Source organism: Blautia hominis (assembly GCA_002270465.1).
In the GTDB taxonomy this organism is placed as follows: Bacteria; Bacillota; Clostridia; order Lachnospirales; family Lachnospiraceae; genus Blautia; species Blautia hominis.
In genome coordinates, this window is the sequence record NQOF01000007.1 from 114,471 (window position 1) to 139,731 (window position 25,261).

The window sequence follows — 25,261 nt, forward strand, 5'->3', positions numbered from 1 at the left end:
ATGGTGGCAATGTCCACGAAAATGAAAAAATGGGGGAATATCATAATGTCTAAAATGGTAGGTACCATATCCCGCGGCGTCCGCGCTCCAATTATCCGTGAAGGGGACAACCTGTCGGAAATCGTAGTGGACTGCGTGCTGGAAGCTGCAAAAAGCGAACCCTTTGAGATTCGCGATAAAGATGTAATCGCTGTCACAGAGGCGGTGGTTGCCAGAGCCCAGGGCAACTATGCCAGTGTGGAACAGATTGCCAAAGATGTACATGAAAAATTCGGTGATGATACCGTTGGTGTCCTCTTCCCGATCCTCAGCCGGAACCGCTTTTCCATCTGTCTGAAAGGAGTCGCCAAAGGCTGTAAAAAAATCGTGCTCATGCTGAGCTATCCTTCTGATGAAGTGGGAAATCATCTGGTGGACCTGGACGTCATGGACGAAAAGGGTGTCAATCCCTGGACCGATGTACTGTCAGAAGAAAAATACAGAGAATTGTTCGGATACGAAAAACACGTATTTACCGGTGTTGACTATGTGGACTATTATAAAAATGTGATCCGTGAGAGCGGCGCAGAAGTGGAGATCATTTTTGCCAACAATCCAAAAGCGATCTTGGACTACACAACCAGTATCCTCACCTGCGACATTCACAGCAGAGAACGCACCAAACGCATCCTGAATGCCAATGGCGCAAAAAAAGTCTACGCGCTGGATGATGTTATGACACACAGCATCGACGGAAGCGGATACAATGACAAATACGGCCTGCTTGGCTCCAACAAAGCCACAGAGGATACTGTGAAGCTCTTCCCTATCCGCTGCGAAGAAATGGTTGATTCCATACATAGATCCATTCTGGAAAAAACCGGCAGACATGTGGAAGTCATGATCTACGGTGACGGCGCCTTCAAAGACCCGGTGGGAAAAATCTGGGAGCTGGCTGACCCGGTCGTTTCACCTGCCTACACAGAGGGCCTGAACGGAACTCCCAATGAGGTGAAGCTGAAATACCTGGCGGACAATGATTTCGCTGATTTATCCGGAGATGAATTAAAAGCTGCCATTAAAAATTACATCCAGGAAAAAGATGAAAAAGCAGAAAACCTGAAGGGTACCATGGTAACCCAGGGCACGACACCAAGACGCCTGACAGACCTGTTAGGCTCCCTGGCAGACCTGACTTCCGGTTCCGGAGATAAGGGTACGCCTATCATCTATATCCAGGGATATTTTGACAATTACACAAAAGAATAATGGGTATTAAAAATCCGGGATTCCGGTCTTTTACAGACTGGGATCCCGGATTTTTGTCTGCCTGCCGGTTTCTGTATCCCCCGGGGCATTCCTTTAGTCGGCACAACAAAGGCGCCGGCCTGCAAATCCTTTTATCAAAGTTTTCTTCTGGCCTGTCCGGCATATTCATGCAGAAGCTTTCCTGACCGCGCGATCAATTCTTCCGTCATCCGTGTTGCAGGCCCGGATACACTGATGGCACCTAACGGATATCCATTTAAGTCCAGGATAGCTGCCCCCACACAGACCAGCCCGTATTCCAGCTCCTCCCGGTCTACCGCATAGCCTGCCTTTCTGATCTCTTCTACCTGCTGCTTTACCTGTTCCTGTGACTGCAGCGTATTCTCCGTATATTTGGTAAATTCCGTATCTTCCAGAATCTCTTCCAGTTCCGTTCCCGGCAGTGCCGCCATAATGGCTTTCCCCACTGCTGTGCAGTACATCGGCAGGCTTTGTCCGACCTTTGTACAGATCCTCATGGAATGGGGGCTTTCCTTTTTCTCAATATATACCACATTTCCCTTCTCGCGGATGACCAGATTAACGGTTTCCTGGCACTGCCTGAGCAGTTCATCCAGATACGGAAGTACAATATTACGCAAATCAATCTGCACATGTGTCCCAAGACGGAACAGTTCTATTCCCAGACGGTATTTTCCATCCGCATCCTGTTCCAGCAGCCCATGATATTCCAAGGTCCCCACCAGGCCGAAGGCTGTACTTTTATGCAGAGCAAGCATTTTACTGATTTCCGTTATTCCCAGCCTTTGATGGTTTTCAAAGCATTTAAGAATAGATATGGCCCTTTCGACGGACTGTATAGTATTCTTTTTTTCTTTCATTTCCATGGTGACTATTCTCCTAACATCCTTTAGTAGTTATTATAAGGCAGCCTTAATTTGAAGTCCACCCAAATTTCCACTATTTTCCATATCCATCAAAATGCTTTTTACCTTCAGGCTTCTGTGATTCTTTGGAGCTTTTCCACCTCATCGGCACTCATTTTATATGTATGGACGCTGTCATCCGGAAAACTTCCGCTGCGCACTTCCCTACAATATTCCCGGAATGCCTCCTGCAGCTGCTGCCCCACATGGGCAAACTGTTTTACAAACTTTGGTGTAAAGTTGTCATACAGCCCCACCATATCCGCATAGATCAAGAGCTGTCCATGGGTATGGGATCCTGCTCCGATCCCCAGGATGGGAATGCCCGCCTGTCTGGTGATTGCCTCCCCCACAGCCGCCGGCACACCTTCCACCAGGATACTGCATGCCCCTGCTTCCTCCAGTTCTTTTGCCTGGCGGATCAATTTTACCGCAGCATCCGCACTTCTCCCCTGTGCCTTGTATCCTCCCAACTCTGCCGCAAACTGAGGTGTAAGCCCAATATGTCCCATGACCAGAATCCCCACACTGCTGATGGCCCTGACCCGACCTGCGATCTCCGGCCCTGCGCCCTCCAGCTTCACACAGTCGCAGAGCGCTTCTTTTGTAAGCCGCCCCGCATTTTCCACGGCCTGCTGATCGGAAATCTGATATGACATATAAGGCATATCCCCCACAATAAAGGTCTCCGGCGCGCCCCTGCGCACAGCTTTGCAGTGGCTTATCATATCCTCCATGGTTACCGGATATGTCGTCTCATATCCCAACTGCACCATCCCCAGACTGTCTCCCACCAGGATCATGTCCACTCCGGCTTTTTCCTGGTATTTTGCGGTGAGGTAATCGTAGGCTGTTAAATATACGATTTTTTCGTTTTCTGCTACCATTTTTCTGAAATCAATTATACTTTTTTTCATACATCTTTTTCCTTTCTTACACTTAATTTTCGCTTCCGTATCTTTTTAACCGCAATTGGCATGATCATGAATAATACCATAAAAATCAACAGTGCCAATGAAATCGGTTTTTTAAAAAAGATTGCGGGGTTGCCGTTGGAAATCTGAAACGCCTGAGAAAAATACAGTTCCAATTTTGGTGTCAATACAAACGCAAGCAGCAGAGGGGCGGCCGGTATCCCACAGGTCTTTAAAAGGTAAGCAGCAATACCGGCAATAAGCATGACCCCAACATCGAACATATTATTATTTGCGGAAAAAGCGCCTACAATACATAATGCTGCAATGATCGGAGCTAAAATCCCACTGGGAATACATAAAAGCTTCATTAAAAATGGAATGATACAGATCGCGACCAAAATACAAATAATATTACCAATATACATAGAAGCTATTAGACCCCAAACAAACTCTGATTCCTGTGTAAATAATTGCGGCCCCGGCTTCAGACCCCACATCATCAAGCCGCCCAGTAAAACGGCCGCCGTACCCGAACCGGGAATTCCCAGTGACAGCAAAGGGGCAAATGCTCCGGCAGCTGCAGAATTATTGGCAGATTCCGAAGCTGCCACCCCTTCTACAACACCTGTACCGAATTCTTCTCCATTCCTGCACATTTTTTTGTTTGTCATATAAGAAATAAAAGATGCTATCGTTGCGCCTGCTCCCGGCAAAATACCAATAAAGGTGCCCATTATACCACCTCTCAGAGAAATTGGCAGCAACGCTTTTACCTCTTTTCGGTTCAAAATACTCTCCCGTATACTGATTCTTTTCTTCCCCAGAAAATCAAAATTATTTTTATTGATCACCATTTCGATCACCTGGCTGAATCCAAACATCCCTATAACTAACGGAATAAATGTCAATCCACTAAGCAGATTCACATTTCCAAATGTAAATCTTGAATATCCCGATATAGGATCAAGCCCTATTAGAGCCAGCAGTGCACCGATACAGGTAGCCATAAGGCCCGGTTTTGGATCATCTCCCAGCATCCATCCAATCGAAGTAAGCGCTAAAAGTAAAAGAGATACCATTTCAGCAGGTCCGAATTTAAGTCCGATATCTGCCAATGTAGGCCCTAGAATGGTCAAGAGCAGAATCCCAATGGTTCCTCCTATAAAGGAAGATAAATCCGCTGCAAATAAAGCTTTCCCCGCCTTATTTTTTCTGGTCATGGGATATCCATCTAACGCAGTCATGATAGCAGGAGAGTCACCCGGTATATTTAGCAATATGGCGCTAAAAGACCCTCCATACATGTTTGCGTAATAGATGGCTGCCAACATGATAATGGCTGTTGTAGGATTCATTTTAAAAGTAAGCGGTAATAAAAGTGCACAGCCTGCCAAAGATCCGATTCCCGGCATAGCTCCGATAATGATTCCCAATCCTGCTCCCAAAAGAGACGCCAGCAGATTTTGAAGGGTAAGTGCCGTTTCAAAACCTCTAAACAATAATTCAAAATTTTCCAAACATCTCACCTCTCTTTAACCATTATAGTATCCCTGCTATGCCTACAGGCAAAGGCACTTTCAGCCATATTCCGAATACTGCATAAATAATGATCCCTGTCAGAACTGATACAAAGAGTGATTTAAAAATTTTTGATTTTTCCAAAAACTTCATCCATCCAAATACCATAATGCTTACTGAAAAAGTCATTCCCACAATATAGATCCCGATTACCGCGGCAATTACGATCCCCACCGGGATCATTCCCTGCACCTCAAACTTTTTCTCACTTTTGAGCTTTTTATCCTTTATCATAAACAAACCGATGATGATCAGTAATATTCCTACCAAAACAGGCATAAATCCAGCTCCCGGTTTTGTCACCTCCCAAAATGTATATTTTGTAATCCCCAGTATCACACTGACAGCACCGGCTGCCATAAAAAAAAGTTCTATTACAAATAGCATGACGCCCCATCACCTCTTTTCCTGATCGATCAGCGTTTCATTCCAGAGCACCTGTTGCTTTAAAGATCGTTTCATATTTTTCCGCCTCACCATCAAGAAATGTCTCAAAATCTTTTCCTGCTATATATTTACTCGTCAGACCATTGGAATTTAAATATTTTTCTTTCCACTCATTGTCCTCTGTTACCTTCTTAAATACGTCAGCCCAGTAAGTCACAGCTTCTTCTGTCATTTCTGGTGCTCCAAATATTCCTCTGAACTGCTGAAAAACAATATCCGGATAACCCAGTTCCGTAAAGGTTGATATCTCCGGCAGTATACTGACCCTTTCAGGTCCAAATGCAGCCAGCAAACTGACCTGGCCCGCTTCCGCCTGACTGAGGCATTCATTGGGATTATAAATCCCTGCCGTAATATGCCCGCCCAACATAGCACTCATGACTTCTGAGGAACTGTTATAGGAAACGTATTCAAACTGCGCATCTCCATATTTATTCATCATTCCTGTTACCAATTCATCCTCTGTACCCTTGCCAGATCCCCCAACTGTAATACTTCCCGGATTTTCCTTTGACGCCTTCATTAAATCCTCTGCGGTCTGGTAAGGTGAATCTGCATTCACCCCTATCAAATATTCATCCATTGCCAGATTGCATATGGGCGTTAAGTCTTTATAGGTTACCTCTGTCTTGTTCAACATTGCACTGGTTATTTGCGCTGATACATAAGTTGTAATAGTTTCACTGCTTCCTTTCTTGGAAAATGTGTATGTATCCCCAACTGAACCGCCACCGCCAGTTTTATTAACCACCATGATGGGCTGATCACACCATTCATTTTTCTGTATGATATCTGCTGCCATTCTTGCATACAAATCGCTTCCGCCGCCAGCGCTGAAAGGGCAAATAAACTCCACATCTTTTTTCAGTTTAAAATCCCCTGCCGCTTTTCCACTTTCACTGTTCTCTTCCGAAGAGGATGTGTTACCGCATCCCACAAGTAAAACAGAAGCCAAAAGTGACCATAAGAAAAAAGCTACACCCTTTTTCATAAAGAATTCCTCCTCTTATTCCTTCTCCACAATTTTTGCTATCAGCTTCTCGGCCCTGTCCGTATTAAAGATCCCGCACATACAGGGTTTAAACAATTCCTGGGCTGCCTCCGCAGATGTCATCTTCCCCTTTTTCACCTGCTCTATCATTTTATATATCAGGCTCACCGCTACCATGGAATGCCCGCACATGGTTGATATCTCCAATATTTCTGAAGGAGGCAGCTTATCTGTTTCCCCCCATCTTCCCAGGGAATGTTCCACTGTATGAGGTTTCAGACCTGATTTGCAGCAGCACTCCTTTGCTCTGTCTGTAAGGCCTGATACCACAACTGACATTCCCAAATCCTCTTTTTTTAAATCCGTCAGCATGTTTACCACGTCCTCCTCGCAGTTAAAAACTGCCGTGATAACTGCCCTGTCCTCCACTGTCTCTATCATTTTTCTGCGGCTGCCCTGATAATACTCATTTCCGCTGCGGCAGTCTCCCATTGTGACACAGTGATTCTTTTCACTCAGTTCAAAAAACCGTTTCAATTTTGGTGCAGACCCAACGTGATTGATATCTTTGCTGGGCATACATAAAATAACCCAATCGTTTTTCAGATTTTCCACACTTCCGACTCTATGCAGTGTATGCGTCATATCTTTCCCCCCTTATCCTTTCTCTTGAAACAATGGTCTTCCCAACCCTACATTTGTTTTGGCGTTTGGAGAGATCCACATTCCCAGTGCTTTTACTGGCTCCACGTGGGGAATGCTTCCATCTTCAGCCACCTTGGAACAGATATCCAGGCTGAAAACCGTATGGATTTCCTCAGCAGTCTCCCGAATCACTCGGAGAACTGATTTGACCCTTGCAATGGGAACCGGGAACTCAAGAATTGCGGAAAGAACACGTTCATTTAAAAGTTCCTCCTTGAATTTTCCGGTCTGCGGGTTCTCCATCATACTTGTGACAGGGTTCTGCACCTCAAATTCAGCGCCCTCTTTCGCCACTGCCATGGCCATCCGTTCCACGTCATACATTCGGGTAGCAACCCCAGGGCGCCCCATTTCGATCGCAATACCTACCCATCCATCTTTGAATCTTCCGGTCACCTCATTTGTTTTCATCTCCTCTGTGCCGCGCCCTGATATCTGGGATTCCTCGGCAATTGTCAGAACATCACTCATAATACTTCTGATTGTTCTGGGAAATACCAACTTCTGCTGGTAAATGGCATCTTTTGGACAGATAGCAGAACGTTTGCAGACTCCGCATTCTACACAAGCATCAAAATCCATAAGGATTTGCCTCTCCATCCGTTTGATTGCATTTACCGGGCAGTAGTCCATACATTTTCCGCAGTTGATGCATAAATCTTTGTTGATTTTCATTCCCGCTCCTTTCTGTGCTATATTATAGCACATTGTATTATATTATCGCACTTAGTATTGTAATTATAGCAATTCCAGAGTATCATGTCAATGTTTTTACAATATTTAACCTATATCTGCTATATTTTCGTTAATTTTGTCCAAATACTCTATTAACGCAGAAAAGCAATGCATATTCAAGCTGTATCTATGCATATAAATTCCCGCTTTTTTATCATCTCTCTTCATATCGTATGTAAATATTCGACAAAAATCGACTTCGCTTATAAAAATCGTTCACCTGTTTTGCATATTTTATTGACTGCAGGTGCATCCTATTGCTGAGGTGATTTTATGGCATCCTATATATCCCCGGCAATCCGGGACAAATTTGAAACTCTGTCTGTTGATTTAAAAAACTGTATTCTGGAACGAAATGTCCACTTAGAATCCCTGCCTGATTTGATCAAAGTTTTAGAAGATATAGTGGCAGAGTCAGAAGGCAGATAACCGCCTGAACGCAAAAAGGACTTCCTTCTCAGTATAAACTGAGCCGGAAGTCCTTTTTTGTTTCTGCTCTGCAGATCACAAGAGTTGAACCTGCCCCCACTGCCGACCAGATAAACCAGCTGAAGGAATGGATAGCCGAAAACTTGATAAGGTCACATATCTAAAGCCCGTTAACTATATTTCCTTTGCGAAGTTTCAAAACCACATCAGCCTGTCTTGCCAGCTCATTAGAATGGGTGACCACAACCACGCATTTATTCATCTGATGTGCGCTTTGCTTAAGTATTTCCACAATTTCCGATGCCGTATCTTCATCCAGATTCCCCGTCGGCTCATCTGCCAGAATGACAGGCGCCTCACTTGCCAATGCCCGTGCTATAGCCACCCGCTGTTGCTGACCGCCGGAAAGCTTCAGCACATTCCGTTTGGCTTCATCTTTTGTAAGCCCAAGTTTTTCTAAAACAGGCATGGCCGGAAGGCGGGATGTCAGAGCTATATTTTCTATAGGTGTCATATAATCAATCAGGTTAAAACTTTGAAAAATAAAAGATACATGCTCTTTCCTGTGTTTTACCAAATCAACTTGTTTCAGTTCCTCCTCGTTGAAAAATATTTTTCCCATGGCAGGCACATCCAAGCCACCAAGTAAAGAAAGAAAGGTTGTCTTCCCACAGCCGGACGGACCGAGTATTGCATATAATTTACCGGCTTCAAATTCAGTTGTTACTCCTTTTAAGATTGGATTCCCCAAACGGTATAAATACGTCAGATTTTCTGTTTTCATAATGCTCATAATTTCAATTCCTCCTAATCTATTTTTGTAAGAATATCTTTTGGTTTCAGACGGATTACCGTATAGGACGCAATTGCTACACATAGCCCGACCACCAGAAATCCAATTCCACAGACAGAGACTGTCTGCCCTATCGTCACGCCCACATTAATCGTGTCTGCATCCACACCTGTCCGGCCTGCGAGAATCGCACAAACTTTATCGGCAATCAGTCCAGTCAGAAAATATGATGCAGTAAAAGCAAGTGCTGCCACGACAAAGTTTTCCGCTAAAAGCTGTCCGATGATGTCTGCTTTACTTTTTCCAACTGCCAGAAGTATGCCAACCTCTTGCTTTCTGTTCTTTGTCCACAAAAATAGAAGGAGTCCAAGTATAGCTATACCTACTGCTGCTATTGCTGTTACCACCATACCTACTGAATTCTGTATGGATTCCAATGGGTTGGATATAGCTTCGTATTCCTCATTGATAATCCTGGTCTTTAGGGTCTTACCTTTCATTTCCGGCAAATTCTCAACCTCATCACGTACGGCTTCAATCCTTGCCGGGTCATTTACCAATATGTCAATGCTCGGATATCCTTCAATCTCACGCCCAAAATTCTCACGCATCGTGGTAAAGTCTACAAACCCGGCATTCTCCGGAATTTGTGATGCTATCATAGCATCTCCGCCTGTGCCTCCTGCACCTGAATAGATCCCAATAAGCTCCAATGTCACTTCACCATCTATATCCATGTTATATAGTTGTATTTTGTCCCCAACTTTAAGCTGATTCCGTTTGGCTACTTCCTCTGAAAGGATAATTACATGTTTATCCTCTTCCGTAATATGGCGTCCTTCCTCCAGCGTGAACTTTCCACTTTGGAATGGGTCGCTGTTTTCAGAATTTAAAACGGCAGTGTTAGGCACTGGCATTTCTCCCATGCTGAATTGCCCGGGTATATAGTCAAAATTAATTCCTGACCCCCAAAAGCCCTGTTCATTCTGAGCATTTATCCCTACTACTCCTTCGATCTTTTTAATCGCATTGACCAGTTTCTCTGCGACAAAATCTCCTACATAGGAGTGTATTGCTCCGTTTTCCCCTTCTTGTGTCGTCCGCGGACCATTCTCAACATCTGCCTCCAGCCGGACGATACCGCCCACCTCTGTCCTCAGATTTTCTGCATTATCTATGGTTGCCTTCTGAATTGCGATGCCAGTCAGGACAAAAGCCGCCAGACAGGTTATCGTTAAAAATAAAAGTAGGCTCCGTAGCTTCTGTCGCCTGCAATACAGCAATGCACGCCTAATAAAATTCATGATCTCGTTCCTCCTAACTCATTTTTGTTAAAATTTCTTTTGGCTTCAGGGACATCACTTTAAAGCTGGATAACACCACGGCTGCCGTCACAGCCACTCCCTGTCCCAATAACAGAATCAGTGCCAGACTGCCATCAAACTGTAGATATTGTTTTACCTCAGTTCCTTTTGCAAATCCAGTTTCAATAGCACCTATATCAATGCTTGTTTTCAATAGCCCCCCAAACACCATGTTATCAATGCCATCCGCTGTCAAATAGGACAGGACTGCTGAACACAGGAATGCTGCCAGAAAGACACCCAACACCTCTGCCACAAACTGTCCGGCTATCTCCTTTTTTGTCTTGCCTATTGCCAGCAGGATTCCTGCCTCATGCACCCGTCCCCGAATACGCATGGTAAGGATCAGGATCAGCACGGCCATACTCGCCGCAGAAGCACATACGATCAAAATTTTAATCAGATGTTGGATTGCACCGAGGCTGCCTGCTATCTCCTTATACTGAAAATCATTCTCCCGGAGGGCAAAATCTCCCCAGTCAATGGTTTCCATCTTTTCTACTTTACTTATAATTTCCTTTAACAAGAGCGGGTCTGAGACATAGAAATTCACTTCTCCTTTGTACTCTCCCTCCTTCTGCTCATTCAGTTCCACTAAAAAATTGTGGTCAGAGAATATCAGGTTTTCTTTGCGCCCCGGTGTGGGGGTACCAGCCTCCCCCGGCTGTCCTGTCTTATCTTTATAAATACCGACAATCTCAGCTTCTGAAAATGCATTCTTTATCGGAATCGAATCCTGGTACTCCCCGTCAGCCTTATTAAGACCCGCATGGGTGAATTTCACACGATCACCAACTTTTAACTGGTTAGCCAAAGCAAGCTCTTCACTTATCAGTATTTTATTCTTATCCTTTTTTGTAAGGTGGCGTCCTTCTATAAGTTCCAGCTTATTTTCTATAAACTGGTCTGCCAGAGAAGTATAATTCATAGCAGCTACTTTCCCCATATTGCTCCCATCATTGAAACCTTCACCCGGGATAAAGTCCAATGCGTCACTTTTTGCATAGCCATAATTTAATGCGTTGCAATATTTTATGTTCCCTCCTTCCATTATTTCCCTGATATTGTCATCTGTAATAGCTGAAGTTCCCCCCTCACTGCGAATCATCTTACCATCTTCTAAATCAAAACCAGATGCAGGACGCAGATAGAATGCCCCTCCAATGGATGTCCGCAGTTCCTTTGCCGCAGTATCGGCTGCCGCCAGTATCGAAAAGCAGATAAGCAGAAATGCCGATATCAGGCAAAATAGTGTAAACAAGGTGACAGTCTGTCCTTTTTTTCTTTTCATATAGAGCAATGACCGTCTAAATACATTCATAATAAAACCATCCTTTCATATGTTCTGAATGCAGTTTTGCTGTATCTGTTTAGGATCATAAACAGTTGTGCTTAACTACAATTCAAAGTATATAAAAGGATGGTTTTGTTATGAATTAGGATTGATTTAGTTTTGGTTTTATTTGAAGTATACCGTAAAGCAAACTCCATGCGCACTGTTGTGTATGGTGCAAGACAACCCATGCAAATCCAAAATTGTTTTGACAATATAAAGCCCCAGACCGCTGCCACCGGTGTGTGTATTACGTGATGCCTCCACACGGGTGAGAGGTGCAAACAGATTCTCCTGATAATCTTCCGGGATATGGACACCTGTATTTTCTATCAACAAAGCTTCCGCTGTCAATTCAACTTTTACCTCTGCCCCATCCGGGGAATATTTGATCGCATTATTCAATACGTTTGAAATTACCTTTTCAAACAGCTTTCTGTCAACCTGTATGACAACATCACACAAAGCACTGCTGTCCAGCCTTATATTCTTCTTTTGTGCCAATGGAGCATAGACATCTATAAGTTCGCACACGCTCAGACGGATGTTTACACTCTGCTTCACCAGTCTGAAATCATCGGATGTAAGCCTTGAAACCGTCAGGATCTCCTTTACCAGATTCTCCATGCGCTCAATTGTTTCCAATGTCAATGGGAGGTATTTTTCCTTATTCTTATAATCTCCAATTCCATAAATCATACTTTCTACCTGCCCCTTTAAAATGGTAATCGGGGTTTTTAGTTCATGGGAAACGGCTGCGAAGAAGGTTCGGCGTTGCCGTTCCTGCTCTTTTTCTTTTTTAATATCCTCCTGAAGCTGATAGTTTGCTCCTTCTAATTCTGACATCGTGCCATTTAGCTTCTCTGCCATAGTATTCAGGCTCTTTGCCAGCACACCCAGTTCATCAGTCCGGTTAACATCACAGTGCCAGGTCATATCCAGTTCTGACATCCTTTTGGATATCCGGCTTATCTGTAAAACAGGCCTTGCCAATATCCGGCTGCATAGAAAGGAGCCAATGATAGAAATAAGAACAATAAGAAGAAAGATCCATGGCAGAAGCCTTTTAAAAACAGCTGCCATCTCATTTACACCTTTCATCCCTTGAGCCATCATCAGGCTATAAGGAGTATCAGAATCTATAAATCGGATTACCGAACTTACAGTCTGTGTTGCGCCTACATTCTCTGTACTGCCTTTCTGTAAAACATCAATTTTGCCAAATGTAAGACTTTCTCCTTCTCCCTGTAATGATACTGTTGCATTGTTTTCAAGACAGAAAGCTGTGATTATTTTTTCTGCTTCATCTCTGGCTGCTTTTTGCAATGCCTCAGCAAGCTGTTCAGAATTTTTAGAAAAATTCCGATTAGCCTCAGCTTTATAGCTTTGGGGCGTTACAAACATCACAATACCATAGATCAATAAACTGGTTATGATCAGAATGGCTCCAATGCTTAGAAACATTTTCGCAAATATACTGCTTTTAATCTTCTTTCGCAAATCGATATCCCACCCCTCTGACAGTCTCGATACAGTCCAGATCCAGTTTCCGCCGTAAATTCATGATGTGGATGTTGACTGCCTTTTCATATCCCGCATAATCATACCCCCACACCAGATTGAGAAGTTCGTCTCTTGTAAATACCCTTCCTTTATTCCGCATAAAAAGGACGAGCAGGTCGTACTCTAACTTTGTTAAAGGTACTTCGCTGCCTGATACGAAAACCTGTACCCCCACCGGGTCCAACCGGATATTCCCATGGCAGAGGCAGTCCCCGTCTTCTGTATTCTCCGCCTCGACGGACCGTCTAAGCAATGCTTCTACCCGTTTGAGCACTAATTTAAGTGAAAAAGGCTTCGTCATATAATCATCCGCTAATACGTCAAAGCCTCTCACCTGGTCGTCCTCCTCATCCAAAGCCGTCAGCATGAGCACAGGAACTTGCGATTCTTTTCTAATCATTTCACAGACGGCATATCCGTCAATTTTAGGCAGCATAAGGTCCAGCAGGACTAAATCATACTCCTTCTGTCTGAAATCCGTGATGCCTTCCAGCCCATCTCCGGCTACATCCACTTTGTAGCCTGCATCGGTCAATAATTCTTTTAAAATATTCTGTATCTCTGTTTCATCTTCAATAATTAAGATATTTGCCTTCAATATAAATGCCCTCCTGTTATAACCTAAACTTGTAAAGTGAGGCGGCCATTATCAAAAATGCCCTAATTAAGGATAACACAGAATGATTTCATTTTGGTTTAGTTCTGGTGATTTACAAGTAATTTCCAGTAAAACAATTCTGTCCATTACTAGCATAGCAGAAAAAAAAGCACTGAATCCCACAAACAAGAACTCACTATATATCATCTTTACTGGCTTTCGTGAACTGTACATTGCATTTGTTCACGTCCATATTTCTTCCTACTATTATGTGACAACGCAAAAAAAGAGCCTCTTCCCTCTCGGAAAGGACCCTTAATTTAGTCGCAACTTTCTTAATATAGGAGTTGCTCTGCTACATAACTGCGGATAACAGGACTTGAACCTGCACGTCGTAGACACCAGAACCTAAATCTGGCGCGTCTGCCAATTCCGCCATATCCGCATATTACAGAAAAAAATAGGAACAAGCACCTGCTTGTTCCAGTGAAGCATCGGGGATTCGAACCCCGGACAACTTGATTAAAAGTCAAGTGCTCTACCAACTGAGCTAATGCTCCATAATATTGAAACTTTGAACTGGGCTAGCTGGATTCGAACCAGCGAATGCAGCAGTCAAAGTGCTGTGCCTTACCGCTTGGCGATAGCCCAAGAGCGCCGTAACGGCAAGGGTGGGTAAAGGGATTCGAACCCTCGGCCTCCAGAGCCACAATCTGGCGCGCTAACCAACTGCGCTATACCCACCATAATCCATTATGCATCTTTCGACACAAGCGTGCTTGAAGGGATTCGAACCCCCGACCCACGGCTTAGAAGGCCGTTGCTCTATCCAACTGAGCTACAAACACATCCTCGGTTTTAAAACCGAAAGCGGGTGATGGGAATCGAACCCACATATCCAGCTTGGAAGGCTGGTGTTCTACCACTGAACTACACCCGCACGGGCACTACTTGCACTTGTTGAAACATCGGGGTGACAGGATTCGAACCTGCGACCTCCTGGTCCCAAACCAGGCGCTCTAGCCAAGCTGAGCCACACCCCGAAAGGTATCTTACCGTCTTACGCAAGTGCTCTTGCCTGACGCAAGATAAAATATACCATAGGGAAAGTGAAAAGTCAACACTTTTTTTAGGAATATTTTTATCTATTCCATTTTTTGACATATTTCCCTGGTTTTCCCTATTTCCCATATCAGTTCCGGTCAAAATACATACCTTTTGGGGGATGGCACCTGTGAGCCCTCCCCAGATGCCATTCATATGATTTTTCTATTATTTCAGATAATTAATTGTGTAGTGAGCTTCCCCATCCCTGTCGATTTCCATAAGGATATAGCTGGGTTCATGTCCCCACTGTCTGGGATAAGAGATACTTCCCGGATTTAATACCGTCAGATCTTCCTCTATTTTAAGCTCAGGTCTGTGGGTGTGCCCGTACATGACAATATGGAATCCTCTGGCACGTGCCTCCTCCTCCAGACGGCTGGTCCCCATGGATACACCATAGTAGTGTCCATGTGTGAGCAGTGCATGGTAATCCTCCAGCCACAGCTCCTCCTCCCTGGGAAGTTCGGAAAAGAAATCATTATTTCCTGCCACTATATGTACGGGACATCCTGAGATTGCCTCAATATAGTCCTCATGCCCTTCCACATCTCCCAAATGGATCAAATGCTGGATATCTCCCACTTTTCCCAAAACCTTCTCCAGATTTCCTTCATGACCATGGGTGTCGCTGACAATTAATACCTTCATATTTGAAAGTCCTTTCCATTTATTATAATAAATGTTCCTTCTCCAGCAAATCTTTCATACTGCGCAGGGCATTTCCTCTGTGGCTCACGCTGTTTTTCTCATCCGGCGGAAGCTGGGCAGTGCTGCAGCCCCTTTCAGGAAGATAGAAAATGGGGTCATATCCGAATCCGTTCTCCCCTCTTTCCTCATAACCGATCATGCCCTCTATTGTCCCCCGCGTCACCAGCTCCCTGCCATCCGGAAATACAGCCGCAATGGCACATACGAATCTGGCCGTACGTTTTTCATCCGGCACCCCCTCCAGACGATCAATGATATTCTGGTTCTTAATCTTGTAAGAGGTATCCTCTCCCATATAGCGTGCAGAGTAAATACCCGGTTCCTTGTTGAGATGATCCACTTCCAGCCCCGAATCATCTGCAAGCACCATCTCACCAGCCAGCCTGCAGACGGCCCGTGCTTTGATCAGTGCGTTCTCCTCAAAACTCATGCCGTCTTCCACAATGTCAGCCTCAATACCTGCTTCTTTCATGGATAAAATTTCAACCGGAAGGCCTTCCATGATCTCCCTGATCTCTTTCATCTTATTTTCATTGCCGGTTGCAAAGATCAATCTTTTCATCTGCTGTTAACTCCTCTTTTTCTTTGGGGGTTTCGGCCCCAAAAACTGATAGAAATACGTTTTTATCATGCCATTGTATATCTTCCTGTTTTTATCTGCTTTTCTTCCTATGTAGCGCTCTGCGTCCTGATAGGCTGTGATCAGATACATAGACCAGGAATCCAGCGCCTGATAACGCTCTCCTATGGTCTCGTAAAGGGAAGGAAGATTCTCCTTATCTTCCAGGCGTTCTCCGTATGGAGGATTGGTGACAATAAAGCCGTATTTCTTAGGATGGCTCAGGTCTTTGATGTCTCTCTGCTGAAAATGTATCAGCTTGTCAACACCTGCCCTCTCCGCATTTTCTCTGGCTCCCTTCACCATTTCAGGGTCCAGGTCATATCCCTGGATATCCGTATCCACAGACAGATCGATCATTCCCTGTGCTTCCTCCCGAACCTCATACCAATGTTTTCTTGAAATGAGATGTTTCCAGTCCTCACATAGAAAATTTCGGTTCAGTCCGGGTGCAATATTAGCGGCAATCATAGCGGCCTCAATGGGAAATGTTCCGCTTCCGCAGAATGGGTCCACCAAAATACGGTCCTTATTCCAGGGTGTCAGCATGAGCAGCGCTGCTGCCAGAGTCTCTGTTATGGGTGCCTTGCTGGTCATCTGCCTGTATCCTCTCTTGTGGAGAGAGATACCTGATGTGTCAATGCCAATGGTAGCCACATCTTTCATAAATGCCACACGAACCGGAAAACTAGCCCCGTCCTCCTCAAACCAGTCCACATGATACACTGCTTTCAGGCGTTCCACCATGGCTTTTTTCATGATAGACTGAATATCAGAAGGGCTGAACAGCTGGCTTTTCACAGAATTTGCCTTAGCCACCCAGAATTTCCCGTCCTGAGGGATATATTTTTCCCAGGGAAGAGCTTTTGTTTTCTCGAATAACTCCTCAAAAGTGACGGCCTTAATTTTAGCCACCTTTAAAAGTACCCGCTCCGTTGTGCGCAAAAACATATTTGCCCGGACAATTGCCCCGGCATCTCCGAGAAATGTCACTTTCCCGTCCTCTACTTCACTGATTTCGTAGCCTAAATCCTGTATTTCCCGTTTTAATACTGCTTCCAGTCCAAAATGACATGGTGCGATCAATTCAAATTTTTCCATTATAATTTTAACTCCTTAACAATTTCCCCGTCAAATCCGCGGATTGAGAACAAGCCGTCCTCCAGCACCGCATAGGTGGGGATATTTCCTTCCTTGGGAATGGAAACAGAACCCGGATTCAGGATAGTATAGTTTTCCTTCTTATCTGCACGCAATACATGGGTGTGGCCGTGTATAAAGATATCCCCATTTTTCATAGGCGGCAGATTTTCTTCATTATATATGTGCCCATGGCTGGCGTAAATAGTGCGCTCCCCATCCATGATCATGCAGTAATCAGCCATAATCGGAAACTGGAGCACCATCTGGTCCACTTCCGCGTCACAATTGCCACGTACCACATACAATTCATTTTTGTATTCATTGAGCATGGCGATGACTTCTTTTGGCGCGTAATCTCTGGGAAGGTCATTTCTGGGACCATGGTACAGCAAATCCCCCAGCAGGATCAGACGGTCTCCATTCTCCGCCTTATATGCTTCCAACATCCTTTTACAGAAATAGGCTGAACCGTGGATGTCTGATGCAAACATGTATTTCATAGATATATTCTCCTCTGTTTTTCTCATTAAGCTGTTTCGTCTACCTTATTTTACTATGCTCTGCGGGAAAATACAAGTTCGTTCCTTTATATGCGTGGAAACCGCCTACAACGGATTTCACACGGTAGCCTCTCTGCATCAGTTCCCTGGCTGCCAAAAGGCTGGCGCTTCCCCTGTCACAGTAAAGAACAAGGGTCTTATTGGCGGGAAGCGCTTCAAAGATATCAAGCTCCTCATACGGAATGTTGACAGCTCCGTCAAAATGGCTTGCTTCATATTCCTCTTTGTCACGCAAATCTATGATCATAACATTCCTGTCCCCATAATATTTATCCAGATCATGGGCTGAAATTGTTTCAATACCAGTCATATGAATTACCTTTTTCTTCTATTATATGCATACCAAATCCAGGACGCAAATAATAGAAACCACGCCCGCGCGGTTTCTATCATCATAAATCAGGGAGATTCCGGATGTTGTCCGAAATCTCCCTGACTGTATCCTCTTTTAGTTATAATTAATAGTTGTACTCTGAGGATGTGTTGTTTTTAGAAGAGTTTTTGCTGTTGGAAGAAGACTCATTCTGTGAGTTTCTTGTTCCGCAGTTCTCTGTTCCGTTTTTGTTTCCTGAATAGGAGTTCTTCTGAGAATTCTGGGAATTCTGAGAATTCTGAGAGTTCTGGGAGTTCTGAGAATTCTGGGAATTCTGAGAGTTCTGGGAGTTCTGGGAGTTCTGAGAGTTCTGAGAATTCTTGGAGTTCTGAGAGTTCTGAGAATTCTGGGAGTTATTTGCATTAGTGGATTTGTTGTTGCTTGACTCATTGCTATAATTTTTAGCCATGACTTTACCTCCTGGTTGTACATTTTTATTTACAGTCTTATTATGTCTTTTCTGCCCCAAAATATTCGCCACTGTTCAATTCTTCTTCTTTTCGTCAATTTATCCGGCTAAAATCATTAATATTTCCTTTTGTTATGCGTATCTCGTCAAAAAAGGATTGCATTTTTTTTCCTTTTATATTATAATATGGGTTGTAAAAAGAATTTACCCTTCAAAAATTTTTTTTACATTATAACCCCTTATTTAATTATTTATACTCCCCTCGAAACACCCTGTAGCTCCCCTACAGGGTGTTTCTCTGTCTATTTATAAGGGGTTGGGGGATTTCTGTGATTTACATCTCTGGGATGTGAGTGATCACAGGAGAGTTTTTACACCACTTTTACACCACTAAGCATTTATGGAGCATGGTTATACTTGTGTGGCCCAGAGTTCCTGCATAACCTTAGGCGGGATTCCGTTCTCCAGACCTCTGGCAGCGAATGTATGCAGTCCCTTTGCTTATCACTCTCCATTTACAATCAATACCTTTTTCCCCTGAAAAGCAAATCCATATTTATAAATTCTTTCTCGGCAGATTCCTTTTGCTTCCAAAGAAGCGGCATAATCCCTTTCTTCAATCTGGTGCAGTGCTGACCGGGCGGTATCATCCAAATCTTTTTCTTTCCTATCCTGAACTTTGAACTCTAGAATCATTGCCGCCTCATTTAAGTCTCTCGGCTCCATCATAACGTCATAGCGGCCAAAACCACTTTCCCGGTTAGATGTAATCACATAGCGATTTTCCAACTCAACCATAAGGCCCAGAACAAATCCATGATAGAACCGTTCCGGTTCACATTCTTCAGATGGCTGGCTTCCGCTGTCAAAAAAACTAAAAGTCGTTAGGGCAACACGATTCATATAAACATTCATGGCTTCCACATCATTTTTCAGCAATGCCTGAATGAAGCCATTGTAATTAGATGAAGTCGGGGAAAACCAGTCCCTTACCATATTTCGGAACATAATCATAACTTCGAGATTTGTAATTCCTAATGTATAGTCCTGTTTCCAATACTCATACAAAGAATCCTGTACTTTTGTTCCGCACACTTTTAAATATCCGCTGGCAAGCAACAGGCTCCATATTGCTTTCTCGTCAAAATCCAGCTGGTCGTATACAATCTGCTCGTCGACTTCTGTAGTAATGGTCTCCCCAGTTAATAACCGCTCAAACGCCTCCTTTATCTGTCCCGTTCCCTTCTGGATCTGGCTACTGATCAGTCGGTTACTGCTGGTATTAGCCCAGTATGGACCTGCATTATGGCTTTTCAGATAATTAATGATTGACCACGGATTATATATATCTTCTTGATTTCCAAACCTGAAGCCGTCATACCATCGCTTAACTTCGTCTTTCCGGTCATACAATCCATACTCCTGCAAGGCCTCATCCACTTCTGCTTCTGTAAATCCGAAGACATCCGCATATTGATTTGACGTGGTCGTTATCATGATTAGATTATTCAAATCTGAAAAAATAGATTCTTTACTAACTCTGGTAATTCCTGTCATAATAGCACGTTCCATATACGGATTATTCTTAAAAGTTGCATTAAACAGGCTTCTGTTAAATGACACCAATTCGTCCCAATATCCTCCAACATAAGCTTCCTGCATAGGCGTATCATATTCATCTAAAAGAATGATCACTTTCTTACCATAATATCGGTAAAGATAATCCGATAACCGATGTATTGCTAAAGAAGCCTCATACTCCTCCATATCAGCCGATACACTTAAAAAATACTCTTTTTCTTTTGCATTTAGAACACTGTCTTTCAGCAGAAAATCATATTTATTGTATAATAACTGAATCAAAATACATATTTTCTTCTTCACTTCGCTGTAGGAAGTCTCCTTAATAGTGGAAAAGCTCAATGCAATCACTGGGTATGTTCCCTGGAGCTCCCGATATTTTTCTTCCTTCCATATATTCATTCCATGAAAGATATCTGTCCCGGCGTAATTCACCGAGAAGAACTGTTCCACCATACTGAGAGTCAGTGTTTTTCCAAAGCGCCTCGGACGTGTGATCAGCGTAACATCATCTTTCTCTTCCCACCAATCCTTTATGAACATGGTCTTATCAACTGTACAGTCTAAGGGATGGCTTACTTACGTCAAGGATGGTGAGGCTGCCGTTACCACAGGTGAAAGCCGCAGACTACGGGGGCGGCCAGGCGAGTTCCGAAATATGGTAAGCAAGTATCCCCAACCCCTTATAAATAGACAGAGAAACACCCTGTAGGGGAGCTACAGGGTGTTTCGAGGGGAGTATAAATAATTAAATAAGGGGATGATCAACTAGCTGTTCAAGTAGAGTAAAAGAGGCAAAGTATGCATATAATCCTTTAAATTTACAGAAATCCTCTAATGTCTTAGGCGTATATCTGCATATTCTATGAACTTGTCATACATCGTCCATTTGTGATACATAGGGACATAAAAGTGTATATTCGTAGCTCATACGGTAAAATCATGTTCCCCCCATCACATCTGCAAAAAAATTCCGCAGGAGCTTTTCATCACCCCCGCGGAAGTTTTCAAACTATTATCCAAAAACGGCCTCCTCCAGCATGGCACACAGCGTATGATACAGGGGCAGGGTATACTCCTGAACACGGTACGTCTCTGCTGACGGCATCCGAAAACAAATATCACAGTATTTTGAGAGCACGGATTCCTTCTCCCCTGTGATTCCCAATACTTTCATCCCTTTTACTTTCGCGGTCTTTGCGCCCTCCACAATATTTGCAGAGTTTCCGGATGTAGTGATAGCTATGAGCACATCCCCCTTTTGTCCGTAAGCATAAACCTGCTGCGCGAATATCATGTCAAAGGAGGTATCATTTCCCACAGCTGTCATCAAAGACGTATAGCTGTTGAGGGAAATAGCGGGAATTCCCTGCTGCAGCCTACCGGATAAGGTCTCTCCCCCTTCCAGGTTCCTGAATTTTTCCTTCTCCTCATCCGGCAGTTCGCGCTTCAGCAGAAAGCCTTTCATCAGTTCTCCTACAATATGTTCCGAATCCGATGCACTGCCTCCATTTCCGCAGACCAGTATCTTTCCACCGCTTCGGCAGCTCTGCAGGAGCAGTTCAAAAGCTGCCCAGACAGGCTGGTCCCTCAAAACAGGATAATCCTCCCGGAATTTTTCATACACTGCATACTCTCTGCCCATTTTTCCCTCCCTGGATCGCCACGGAAAGTGCCGCATAATCACCGATCTTATTTCCCAGTTTAGCGGGCACGATCCTGCATCCTTCTCTTGAAATAGCCAAGGCCTCCTGCTCGATCACTCTCTGCGCACATGGCCATAACAGATCTTCACTTCTTTCGTAGACACTGCCCAGCACAATGATCTCCGGATTCAGAATATCTATGAGGATCGCAAGTCCCCTTCCCAGATAATATCCACTGGTTTCATAGATATCAAGCGCCAGAGGGTCACCACCCTTGGCAGCAAGAGCTACCGTTTTAGCAGACAATTCCTCAATCTGTTCAAAGCTCGGGCAAAAAGACGGGCGTTCACCTATCTGCAGCTTCTCCAGCACCTTCATCCTGGCGATCTGGGCAATTCCTCCGCCGCTGCAGAACCCTTCAAAAGAGCCGGATTTGCCAAACCCCACAGGGCCGCTCTCTGTCATTCTCACATGTCCGACTTCCCCGGCCATATTGTTAGCGCCATTATACAGTTTTCCATCCAGGATAAGGCCGGCGCCCATACCTGTGCCATATGTAAGGAATATCACATGCTGATACCCTCTGGCTGCCCCGAATTTCCATTCCGCCAGCGCACAGGCGTTGGCATCATTCTGTATGTATGCGGGAACCTGAAACTCCTTTTCCATAATATCCACAATAGGTATATTATCCCATCCATATAAATTGGGGGGATTCTTCACCACCCCCTTTATATGATCCAAGGGGCCTCCGCAGCTTATGCCTATTGCCTGCAGCCGCTCTGTCTGAATATGGTTTTTCCCAAGCAGTGCCCGGACTGCACCAAATAAATCCCGGATCACACAATCCGGCCCTCTCTTAGCCTCGGTAGCAAAGCATACTCTGTCCAACACCCGGCAGTCCTCATCCGCTTTTCCAGCTTCACCCAGCACCACTGCGCATTTTGTGCCGCCTATATCAATACCGATCACATAGTCGTCTTTCATAGTTCAATCTCCTCGCAGGCATTCTTTTGGCGCATCATTCTTCCCATTCCAGGAAATTCACCTTGGCTGGCTCTGCATCCACAGATTCACTGACCAAAAATGTTTTGATCTCATACGGTTTAAACTCCGCATGAATGGTTTTTTCAAGGAAATGCAGACAGATCTCAGCCTGACACGCCTTTCCCTCTGTCTCATAAAGCCTGACAATATATCCCCTGTCTTTCTCCGCCTTTTTCAGGGCAGACAGCACCACATGGGACTCACTCACTGTCAAGAGTTCTGCCTTCTGGGGATAGTCACCTTTGTGATACGTCTCTATCACTGTGACACAGGGCTGGTTTAATTCTTCTGCCCGCTGCACCAAATGTGCCTCTTTCCCGGTTCCCAGATGGGGAACGATGGTATAACAGAAATTCTGTATTCCCTGGTCTGTGAACTGATAGTCATCCTCCTCCTCATCCAGAATATAAGGATTATGATGTGCATACACAGGACTTCTTAAAACTGTCATTTCCATGCAGTTGTGCTCCATACAGGCACTGTATTTACAGTCATTTAAAATACCCACTCCACAGATCACCTTATGATTGTCCTCCTGCATTCCTGATAGATCCATCCAGCGCTGTACCGGTTCCTCCTCCCCGTTGCAGGCCTTCTCAATACAGCCAAATGGAATTTCGTATATTCCTCTGTACTGGTCCAGCGCAACCGGGAACTGGATTTTTACACAGCGGAATTTTTCCTGCCAGTTGATCTTTGCAGAAACCCTGACAGAACTGTCTTCCTTATATAATGTATAAATCTGTACCAGTGTGGAATTTTTGTATTTGCTGATGACCCGGATACTGCTCCTTACCGGCCCATCCTCTGTCTTTTTCACGGACTGCGGGACAAAGAATCCCTCTGTCTCATGAAATCTGGTGACACCATGGCTCCACGTATCCGAATTGTCCTTAACTACCACAGCTCTTCCGAAAACCCCGTCACAGTATTCAATCTTGTTTTCCTTATCCCAGATTGAAACCATTGCCCCTGTCTTCTCCTCAAACTGGACACGGACTTTTTCATTTTCCAAAACCAGTGCGCCAGAGGTATGCTCCTGCTCCTGTTCCTGCTCCACTGCATAAATGCGGAACACAGCATAACCAAGGGAGGGCACACAAGCCTGAAACACAATGCGGTTTCTTCCGTTCACCTTAGCGTCGGAAGAGATTTTTTGTGACGGTACCACATGGCCGCTGCTGTCTTTTACAATATAAGATTCACCCCTGCAGGAATTGCCGAACATTCCTGTCTCCACTTCCACGTATTCCTCCACTTCCCATCCATGGGGATTAAACACCACTGCCGGCAGCATATTCTCTTCCTGCTCAATCCCAATATGGAAGGAGATGGCCTGCAGGCTGTTATTCTCGTTTCTGGCTGCGATGGAAAGCGCCTCCCCGAATTCATTTCCGGTATCTTCATATGCCTTTTGGATACTGGTCCCTGCCAGGATATCATGGAACTGGTTAAACAGGACACGCTTCCATCCCTCTGTCAGTCCCTCCGTATAGCCATGTCCGGTGATAAGCTTTGACATAACAGAAAATTTCTCTGCCCTCAAAAGAGCATTCTCCGCCTTCCTGTTGTAACGCTTCACCTGAGATTCCGCACTGTAACAGCCACTGGAATGATGCTGCAAATCTCCATGTACCACCGGAAGTTCATATTTTCTTTCCCTGAGTTTCTCAAAGTAAAAATCCGGGTCAGCAAAGACGATCTGAACGTCATCCCATTCCTTTTGAAGCTTTTTCACAGTCTCAATATTTTCGATGGTTGGGCCGCCTCCATGGTTTCCCACACCATAAAAACACATCAGCTCATCTACACCGGCGTCAAACTCTTCCTTGCAAGCCCTCATATGGTCCTCCAGCCTGCCGAACGTACAGTAGGAAAATGGAAGACGAAAAGCGTGCACCTTTGAACCGTCATCTGATTCCCAGATAAAATTTCTGGCGGGCAGCCCCTTTTCATGAGGCCCCGGGCGCATAAACACATAATTTTCCATGCCCGACAGCTTCAAGATCTGAGGCATCATACCCTGATGTCCAAAGCTGTCCACATTATATCCGGTTTTGGCAGTCACACCAAATTTCTCTTTAAAATAATTCTGGGCAAGCAGAGCATGGCGGGCAAACGATTCCCCACAGGGGATATTGCAGTCCGGCTGCACCCACCAGCCCCCGCAGATCACCCAGCGACCTTCCCGGACTCTCTTTTCAATCTCCGCAAACATCTCCGCATCATTTTTTTCGATCCACTCATAAAACTGCGCGGAGCTTGACGTAAATATTACATCCTCATATTCACTCAGCCGTTCCAGCGCTGATCTGCAGGTGGCTTTATTTTCCTGGAATCCCTCCTGCCACGGCCAAAGCCATACAGGGTCCAGATGCGCATTTCCGATCATATACAATTTCTTCATAATTGTAACCTCCCAATCTTAGAAATATAGATAT

At 44.5% G+C, this 25,261-nt stretch carries 25 protein-coding genes and 7 tRNA genes; 3 read left to right on the forward strand and 29 right to left on the reverse strand.

Going from position 1 to position 25,261, the window contains the following annotated elements:
- Positions 1–45: 45 nt before the first annotated feature.
- The gene (locus tag CI595_RS20460) at positions 46–1,248 is read left to right on the forward strand and encodes a coenzyme F420-0:L-glutamate ligase (protein WP_095175482.1); all 1,203 of its coding nucleotides are present in this window, start codon (positions 46–48) and stop codon (positions 1,246–1,248) included.
- Positions 1,249–1,382: 134 nt separating this feature from the next.
- Here the strand turns inward: CI595_RS20460 and CI595_RS20465 are convergent, their stop codons facing one another.
- The 7 genes from CI595_RS20465 to CI595_RS20495 all read right to left on the reverse strand — a co-directional run bounded on the left by CI595_RS20465 (position 1,383) and on the right by CI595_RS20495 (position 7,487).
- Positions 1,383–2,135: an IclR family transcriptional regulator gene (locus CI595_RS20465; RefSeq protein WP_095175483.1), complete on the reverse strand. Its 753-nt coding sequence runs from the start codon at positions 2,133–2,135 to the stop codon at positions 1,383–1,385.
- Between the two features lie 107 nt (positions 2,136–2,242).
- Positions 2,243–3,091 (reverse strand): 3-methyl-2-oxobutanoate hydroxymethyltransferase, encoded by an 849-nt coding sequence (gene panB, locus CI595_RS20470; RefSeq protein WP_095175484.1) that lies wholly within the window; start codon positions 3,089–3,091, stop codon positions 2,243–2,245.
- Positions 3,088–4,608, reverse strand: a complete 1,521-nt coding sequence (locus CI595_RS20475) for a tripartite tricarboxylate transporter permease (protein WP_095175485.1) — start codon at positions 4,606–4,608, stop codon at positions 3,088–3,090. The genes panB and CI595_RS20475 overlap by 4 nt, the downstream gene beginning before the upstream one ends.
- 22 nt (positions 4,609–4,630) lie before the next feature.
- Positions 4,631–5,056, reverse strand: a complete 426-nt coding sequence (locus tag CI595_RS20480) for a tripartite tricarboxylate transporter TctB family protein (RefSeq protein ID WP_095175486.1) — start codon at positions 5,054–5,056, stop codon at positions 4,631–4,633.
- Between the two features lie 37 nt (positions 5,057–5,093).
- Positions 5,094–6,107, reverse strand: coding sequence for a Bug family tripartite tricarboxylate transporter substrate binding protein (locus tag CI595_RS20485; RefSeq protein WP_095175487.1), 1,014 nt, complete (start codon positions 6,105–6,107; stop codon positions 5,094–5,096).
- 15 nt (positions 6,108–6,122) lie between these two features.
- Positions 6,123–6,752 carry a hypothetical protein gene (locus tag CI595_RS20490; protein ID WP_095175488.1) on the reverse strand — a complete coding sequence of 210 codons (630 nt, stop codon included), beginning with the start codon at positions 6,750–6,752 and terminating at the stop codon, positions 6,123–6,125.
- 12 nt (positions 6,753–6,764) lie between these two features.
- Positions 6,765–7,487, reverse strand: coding sequence for a ferredoxin family protein (locus tag CI595_RS20495; protein WP_095175489.1), 723 nt, complete (start codon positions 7,485–7,487; stop codon positions 6,765–6,767).
- 333 nt (positions 7,488–7,820) lie between these two features.
- Here CI595_RS20495 and CI595_RS26370 point away from each other — a divergent pair, with 333 nt between their 5' ends.
- Positions 7,821–7,976 (forward strand): hypothetical protein, encoded by a 156-nt coding sequence (locus CI595_RS26370; protein ID WP_018593020.1) that lies wholly within the window; start codon positions 7,821–7,823, stop codon positions 7,974–7,976.
- Between the two features lie 160 nt (positions 7,977–8,136).
- On the opposite strand, the gene CI595_RS20500 is transcribed toward CI595_RS26370, so the two are convergent.
- From CI595_RS20500 to CI595_RS20595, 19 genes are all read right to left on the reverse strand, one after another.
- Complete coding sequence (locus CI595_RS20500) at positions 8,137–8,769, reverse strand: ABC transporter ATP-binding protein (RefSeq protein WP_095175490.1); 633 nt, start codon at positions 8,767–8,769, stop codon at positions 8,137–8,139.
- Between the two features lie 14 nt (positions 8,770–8,783).
- Positions 8,784–10,073: an ABC transporter permease gene (locus CI595_RS20505; RefSeq protein ID WP_095175491.1), complete on the reverse strand. Its 1,290-nt coding sequence runs from the start codon at positions 10,071–10,073 to the stop codon at positions 8,784–8,786.
- A 13-nt stretch (positions 10,074–10,086) separates the two neighbouring features.
- On the reverse strand, positions 10,087–11,454 hold the full coding sequence (locus CI595_RS20510; protein WP_095175492.1) for an ABC transporter permease: 1,368 nt from the start codon (positions 11,452–11,454) through the stop codon (positions 10,087–10,089).
- Positions 11,455–11,592: 138 nt separating this feature from the next.
- Positions 11,593–12,966 (reverse strand): HAMP domain-containing sensor histidine kinase, encoded by a 1,374-nt coding sequence (locus tag CI595_RS20515; protein ID WP_095175493.1) that lies wholly within the window; start codon positions 12,964–12,966, stop codon positions 11,593–11,595.
- Entirely contained in the window at positions 12,950–13,627 is a 678-nt protein-coding gene (locus CI595_RS20520; protein WP_095175494.1) for a response regulator transcription factor, read from the reverse strand. Before CI595_RS20520 ends, CI595_RS20515 begins: the two co-directional genes overlap by 17 nt.
- A 364-nt stretch (positions 13,628–13,991) precedes the next feature.
- A tRNA-Leu gene (locus tag CI595_RS20530) sits at positions 13,992–14,072 on the reverse strand.
- A 42-nt stretch (positions 14,073–14,114) separates the two neighbouring features.
- Positions 14,115–14,187 (reverse strand) — tRNA-Lys (locus tag CI595_RS20535).
- Positions 14,188–14,206: 19 nt separating this feature from the next.
- Positions 14,207–14,278: transfer RNA gene (locus CI595_RS20540), tRNA-Gln, on the reverse strand.
- 19 nt (positions 14,279–14,297) lie between these two features.
- Positions 14,298–14,371: transfer RNA gene (locus CI595_RS20545), tRNA-His, on the reverse strand.
- Between the two features lie 30 nt (positions 14,372–14,401).
- Positions 14,402–14,475, reverse strand: a tRNA-Arg gene (locus CI595_RS20550).
- 21 nt (positions 14,476–14,496) lie between these two features.
- A tRNA-Gly gene (locus CI595_RS20555) sits at positions 14,497–14,567 on the reverse strand.
- 28 nt (positions 14,568–14,595) lie between these two features.
- Positions 14,596–14,670, reverse strand: a tRNA-Pro gene (locus tag CI595_RS20560).
- A 229-nt stretch (positions 14,671–14,899) separates the two neighbouring features.
- A complete protein-coding gene (locus CI595_RS20565) occupies positions 14,900–15,382 on the reverse strand; it encodes a metallophosphoesterase family protein (RefSeq protein ID WP_095175496.1) in 483 nt (160 codons plus the stop codon).
- 22 nt (positions 15,383–15,404) lie between these two features.
- Positions 15,405–16,004 (reverse strand): XTP/dITP diphosphatase, encoded by a 600-nt coding sequence (locus tag CI595_RS20570; protein WP_095175497.1) that lies wholly within the window; start codon positions 16,002–16,004, stop codon positions 15,405–15,407.
- A 6-nt stretch (positions 16,005–16,010) separates the two neighbouring features.
- Positions 16,011–17,162 carry a THUMP domain-containing class I SAM-dependent RNA methyltransferase gene (locus CI595_RS20575; RefSeq protein ID WP_095175498.1) on the reverse strand — a complete coding sequence of 384 codons (1,152 nt, stop codon included), beginning with the start codon at positions 17,160–17,162 and terminating at the stop codon, positions 16,011–16,013.
- On the reverse strand, positions 17,162–17,704 hold the full coding sequence (yfcE, locus tag CI595_RS20580; RefSeq protein ID WP_095175499.1) for a phosphodiesterase: 543 nt from the start codon (positions 17,702–17,704) through the stop codon (positions 17,162–17,164). Before yfcE ends, CI595_RS20575 begins: the two co-directional genes overlap by 1 nt.
- Before the next feature lie 40 nt (positions 17,705–17,744).
- The gene (locus CI595_RS20585) at positions 17,745–18,074 is read right to left on the reverse strand and encodes a rhodanese-like domain-containing protein (RefSeq protein WP_095175500.1); all 330 of its coding nucleotides are present in this window, start codon (positions 18,072–18,074) and stop codon (positions 17,745–17,747) included.
- A gap of 148 nt (positions 18,075–18,222) precedes the next feature.
- Entirely contained in the window at positions 18,223–18,546 is a 324-nt protein-coding gene (locus CI595_RS20590) for a hypothetical protein (protein WP_095175501.1), read from the reverse strand.
- Between the two features lie 504 nt (positions 18,547–19,050).
- Positions 19,051–20,670 (reverse strand): AAA family ATPase, encoded by a 1,620-nt coding sequence (locus CI595_RS20595; RefSeq protein WP_095175502.1) that lies wholly within the window; start codon positions 20,668–20,670, stop codon positions 19,051–19,053.
- On the opposite strand from CI595_RS20595, the gene CI595_RS27400 reads away from it, so the two are divergent.
- On the forward strand, positions 20,669–20,839 hold the full coding sequence (locus CI595_RS27400) for a hypothetical protein (protein WP_162291933.1): 171 nt from the start codon (positions 20,669–20,671) through the stop codon (positions 20,837–20,839). The two genes, CI595_RS20595 and CI595_RS27400, sit on opposite strands and share 2 nt — an antisense overlap.
- Before the next feature lie 303 nt (positions 20,840–21,142).
- Here the strand turns inward: CI595_RS27400 and CI595_RS20605 are convergent, their stop codons facing one another.
- From CI595_RS20605 to CI595_RS20615, 3 genes are read right to left on the reverse strand one after another with little or no spacing between them, the layout of a single operon-like run.
- Complete coding sequence (locus tag CI595_RS20605; RefSeq protein WP_095175503.1) at positions 21,143–21,772, reverse strand: D-sedoheptulose-7-phosphate isomerase; 630 nt, start codon at positions 21,770–21,772, stop codon at positions 21,143–21,145.
- Positions 21,747–22,760 (reverse strand): ROK family protein, encoded by a 1,014-nt coding sequence (locus tag CI595_RS20610; protein WP_095175504.1) that lies wholly within the window; start codon positions 22,758–22,760, stop codon positions 21,747–21,749. Before CI595_RS20610 ends, CI595_RS20605 begins: the two co-directional genes overlap by 26 nt.
- Before the next feature lie 34 nt (positions 22,761–22,794).
- The gene (locus tag CI595_RS20615) at positions 22,795–25,227 is read right to left on the reverse strand and encodes an alpha-mannosidase (RefSeq protein ID WP_095175505.1); all 2,433 of its coding nucleotides are present in this window, start codon (positions 25,225–25,227) and stop codon (positions 22,795–22,797) included.
- Between the last annotated feature and the right edge of the window lie 34 nt (positions 25,228–25,261).